This window comes from Polaromonas sp. P3_C2 (assembly GCF_056402675.1).
This window is the reverse complement of sequence record NZ_JBFUGX010000375.1, coordinates 1-4152: the sequence shown is the minus strand read 5'-3', so window position 1 is coordinate 4152 and position 4152 is coordinate 1. Positions and strand designations below refer to the sequence as shown.

Annotated in this window: 5 protein-coding genes; 4 read left to right on the top strand and 1 reads right to left on the bottom strand. The window is 60.5% G+C overall.

Translation table 11 applies throughout. The features are described from left to right. The 4 genes from AC1DWI_RS15335 to AC1DWI_RS15320 all read left to right on the top strand — a co-directional run. A partial coding sequence (locus AC1DWI_RS15335) for an acyl-CoA carboxylase subunit beta (protein ID WP_477725140.1) occupies nucleotides 1-703 on the top strand: 703 nt, incomplete at its 5' end. A gap of 10 nt (nucleotides 704-713) precedes the next feature. Beyond that, entirely contained in the window at nucleotides 714-1010 is a 297-nt protein-coding gene (locus AC1DWI_RS15330; protein WP_477669123.1) for a helix-hairpin-helix domain-containing protein, read from the top strand. Nucleotides 1011-1014: 4 nt separating this feature from the next. Beyond that, complete coding sequence (locus AC1DWI_RS15325) at nucleotides 1015-3066, top strand: acetyl-CoA carboxylase biotin carboxylase subunit (protein ID WP_477669124.1); 2052 nt, start codon at nucleotides 1015-1017, stop codon at nucleotides 3064-3066. Further along, nucleotides 3063-3539, top strand: coding sequence for a VOC family protein (locus AC1DWI_RS15320; protein ID WP_477669125.1), 477 nt, complete (start codon nucleotides 3063-3065; stop codon nucleotides 3537-3539). Before AC1DWI_RS15325 ends, AC1DWI_RS15320 begins: the two co-directional genes overlap by 4 nt. Nucleotides 3540-3544: 5 nt before the next feature. Here the strand turns inward: AC1DWI_RS15320 and AC1DWI_RS15315 are convergent. Next, the coding region (locus AC1DWI_RS15315; RefSeq protein WP_477725139.1) for an RnfABCDGE type electron transport complex subunit B at nucleotides 3545-4152 on the bottom strand (608 nt) is incomplete at its 5' end.

Genomic DNA, 4152 nt, shown 5'->3' with positions numbered 1-4152 from the left:
GAACAAGCCCTACGACATGAAGGAACTCATCGTCAAGACGGTGGACGACGGCGACTTCTTCGAGATCCAGCCCGAGTACGCCAAAAACATCATCATCGGCTTTGCCCGCATGGAAGGCCAGTCGGTCGGCATCGTCGCCAACCAGCCTTTGGTGCTGGCGGGTTGCCTGGACATCAAAAGCTCCATCAAGGCTGCACGCTTTGTGCGCTTTTGCGATGCCTTCAACATTCCGGTGATTACCTTTGTCGACGTTCCCGGTTTCATGCCCGGCACCAGCCAGGAATACGGCGGCATCATCAAGCACGGCGCCAAGCTGCTCTATGCGTATGCCGAATGCACCGTGCCCAAGATCACCGTGATCACCCGCAAGGCTTATGGTGGCGCTTATGATGTGATGAGCTCCAAACATCTGCGCGGCGACGTCAACTTCGCCTGGCCCAACGCCGAAATCGCCGTGATGGGCGCCAAGGGCGCGGTGGAAATCATCTTCCGCGAAGACAAGGGTGACCCGGCCAAGCTGGCTGCCAAAGAGGCCGAATACAAGGCCCGCTTTGCCAATCCTTTTGTCGCTGGCGCGCGCGGCTTTATCGACGACGTGATCCTGCCGCATGAGACGCGCAAGCGCATCTGCCGGTCGCTGGTGATGCTGCGCGACAAGAAGATTGAGAACCCGTGGCGCAAGCACGGGAACATTCCACTGTAGGGACCGCGTGATGGCCAAGGCAATGCATGCTGCAGAGGTGAGGGTATTGACCGACATACCGAATATCGGAAAGTCGCTGGCGGCGGATCTGCAGTCCGTCGGCATTCAAGCCCCGTCGGATGTGAAGCGCATGAACGCGTTGAAGATGTACGAGGCGTTGCGTGATCCCATGGGCCGGCGTCACGACCCATGCGTTCTTGACACCTTCATGGCAGCGAAAAAATTCATGAACGGCGGACCGAAACAGCCGTGGTGGGACTTTACGGCCGAGCGCAAGGCGCTGCTCGCCAAACAGGACAGGAAGTAAAACGATGTTTACCAAAATACTGATTGCGAATCGGGGCGAGATCGCTTGCCGCGTCATTCTCACCGCCCGAAAAATGGGCATCAAGACTGTTGCGGTGTATTCCGACGCCGACAAAGACGCCCGCCACGTTGAGTTGGCGGACGAGGCCGTCAACATAGGCCCGGCGCCCAGCCGTGACAGCTATCTGCAGGCCGACAAAATTATTGCGGCTTGCAAGCAAACGGGTGCGCAGGCAGTGCACCCTGGCTATGGCTTTCTGAGCGAAAACGCAGGCTTTGCCAAACGTGTCGAGGAAGAGGGCATCATCTTTATCGGCCCCAAGCACTATTCGATTGCCGCCATGGGCGACAAGATTGAATCGAAAAAGCTGGCCGGCGCGGCGGGCGTGAATTGCATTCCCGGCGTGAACGATGCGATTGAAACGGCCGAGAAGGCCGTGGAGATTGCCAAGGGCATTGGCTACCCGGTGATGATCAAGGCCTCTGCCGGCGGTGGTGGCAAAGGCTTGCGCGTGGCGTTCAACGACAAGGAGGCCTTTGAAGGCTTTACCTCTTGCCGCAACGAAGCGCGCAACAGCTTTGGCGACGACCGCGTCTTTATCGAGAAGTTTGTCGAAGAACCCCGCCACATCGAAATCCAGTTGCTGGGCGATAGCCATGGCAATGTGGTGTACCTGAATGAACGCGAATGCTCCATCCAGCGGCGCCACCAGAAGGTGATTGAAGAGGCGCCGTCGCCTTTCATCAGCGACGCGACGCGCAAAGCTATGGGCGAGCAGGCCGTGGCGTTGGCAAAGGCGGTGAAGTACCAGAGCGCCGGCACGGTGGAGTTCGTGGTTGGCAAGGACCAGAGTTTTTACTTTCTTGAGATGAACACCCGGCTGCAGGTGGAGCACCCGGTGACGGAATGCATTACCGGGCTGGACCTGGTGGAGTTGATGATTCGCGTGGCGGCCGGCGAGAAGCTGCCGATCGCGCAGAAAGACGTGCAGCGCAATGGCTGGGCGATTGAATGCCGTATCAACGCTGAAGATCCATTCCGCAGCTTCCTTCCGTCCACGGGCCGGCTGGTGCGCTTTCAGCCGCCCAAGGAAACCATGTTCGCGGCAGACACCTCGCAGTTGTACGGCGTGCGCGTGGATACCGGCGTGCAGGACGGCGGCGAAATCCCGATGTTTTATGACTCGATGATCGCCAAGCTCATCGTGCACGGCAAGGACCGTCAAGACGCCATCGCCAAGATGCGTGAGGCGCTCAATGGTTTTGTGATTCGCGGCATATCGAGCAACATTCCTTTTCAGGCGGCTTTGCTGGCGCATCCGAAATTTGTGGCGGGCGACTTCAATACCGGCTTCATTGCTGAAAACTACAGCAAAGGCTTTCACGCCGAAGATGTGCCGCACGATGATCCTTCGTTCCTGCTGGCGCTGGCCGCTTACGTTAATCGCCGCATGCTGGGCCGTGCCGCCGGCATCAGCGGGCAGTTGCCGGGCCATGGCGTGACGGTAGGGGAGGAGTTCGTGGTAGTCGGCCTGGACGCTGCGGGACAGAACACGCAACACCCTGTCACTGTGCGAAATTATCAAGCGCAATCAGGCTCCGGAACAGTAGATACGGGCGCAAGCAGCTATGAAATTTGTAGCAACTGGCATTTGGGCGGTGCGCGCATACGCGGCACCGTGAACGGCCAGCCGTTCGCTGCACAGGTCGAACGCGGTGTCGGGCGCAACCCGCTGGCCATCCGCATCGCACACAACGGCACACGGCTTGATGCCCTGGTACTGTCGCCGCGTGCGGCGCAACTGCATGCGCTCATGCCCTACAAGGCGCCCCCGGACATGAGCCGCTATGTGCTGTCGCCCATGCCGGGCTTGCTGGTGGACGTTGCCGTGCAGGTGGGCCAGAAAGTGCAGGCTGGGGAGCGCGTGGCCGTGATTGAAGCGATGAAGATGGAGAACGTGCTGTTCGCTGTCGCTGACGGCGTGGTGGGAAAGGTGTTGGCAGCCAAGGGTGAATCGCTGAGCGTGGACCAACCGATTGTGGAATTTCAGGCATGAGCACCGGACGCCCTTTCAAGGTGCTGGGCATCCAGCAGATCGCCATTGGCGCCACCAGCAAAGACCGGCTGCGCACGCTGTGGGTCGACATGCTGGGCCTGGAGGTCACTGGCAACTTCGTCAGCGAACGTGAAAACGTCGATGAAGACATCTGCGCAATCGGCAGCGGCCCGTTCAAGGTTGAGGTCGACCTGATGCAGCCGCTGGATGTGGACAGGAAGCCTGCGGTGCACACCACGCCGCTCAACCATGTGGGCCTGTGGATAGACGACCTGCCCAGGGCTGTGGAATGGCTGACAGCCAAGGGCGTGCGCTTTGCGCCCGGCGGCATTCGCAAGGGCGCCGCGGGTTTTGACATCTGTTTCCTGCACCCCAAGGCTAACGACGAGTTTCCTGTTTCGGGTGAAGGCGTGCTGATTGAAATGGTCCAGGCGCCGCCCGAAGTGATCAAGGCGTTTGCCGCCTTGGGTTGAGCTGCTCAGTCCTTCTTGCCGCTCTCTCGCTGTGTGCGGGCGCGGGCCAGGGCGGCTTCAATCACCATGCGCTTGCGGTCTGTCACGGCGGGGTCGTCTCCGGGGCGTGCAGCCGAGGCGGGTAGCGGGGCCTGTGGCGGGTCTGTCACTTTGCCTGCGCCCATCTCCTTCGGGCTTGTGCTGTTCCTGTACCGGGCCTGATGGAATTCATAACGGGCCCTGGCGGTGTCGGCCTCTTGCGGGGACCATGCCGTCCAGCCTGTGCGCTCGCCCGTGACGTTTTCCAGGCTGATGCAGTCAACAGGGCAGACCGGGATGCACAGCTCGCAGCCCGTGCACCAGGGCTCGATGACGGTGTGCATCATCTTGTTGCTGCCCATGATGGCGTCGGTCGGGCAGGCCTTGATGCACAAGGTGCAGCCTATGCACCAGTCTTCATCGATGAAGGCGACAGCACGCGGGCCTTCTGTGCCGTTGGAGGGATTGAGCGGCTGAACGGGCTGACCGGTGATGGCCGACAGCCGCTGCACGCCTTCAGCGCCGCCTGGCGGACATTGATTGATGGGGGCCTGGCCTGTTGCAATGGCCGTGGCATACGCCGCGCAGTCAGGAT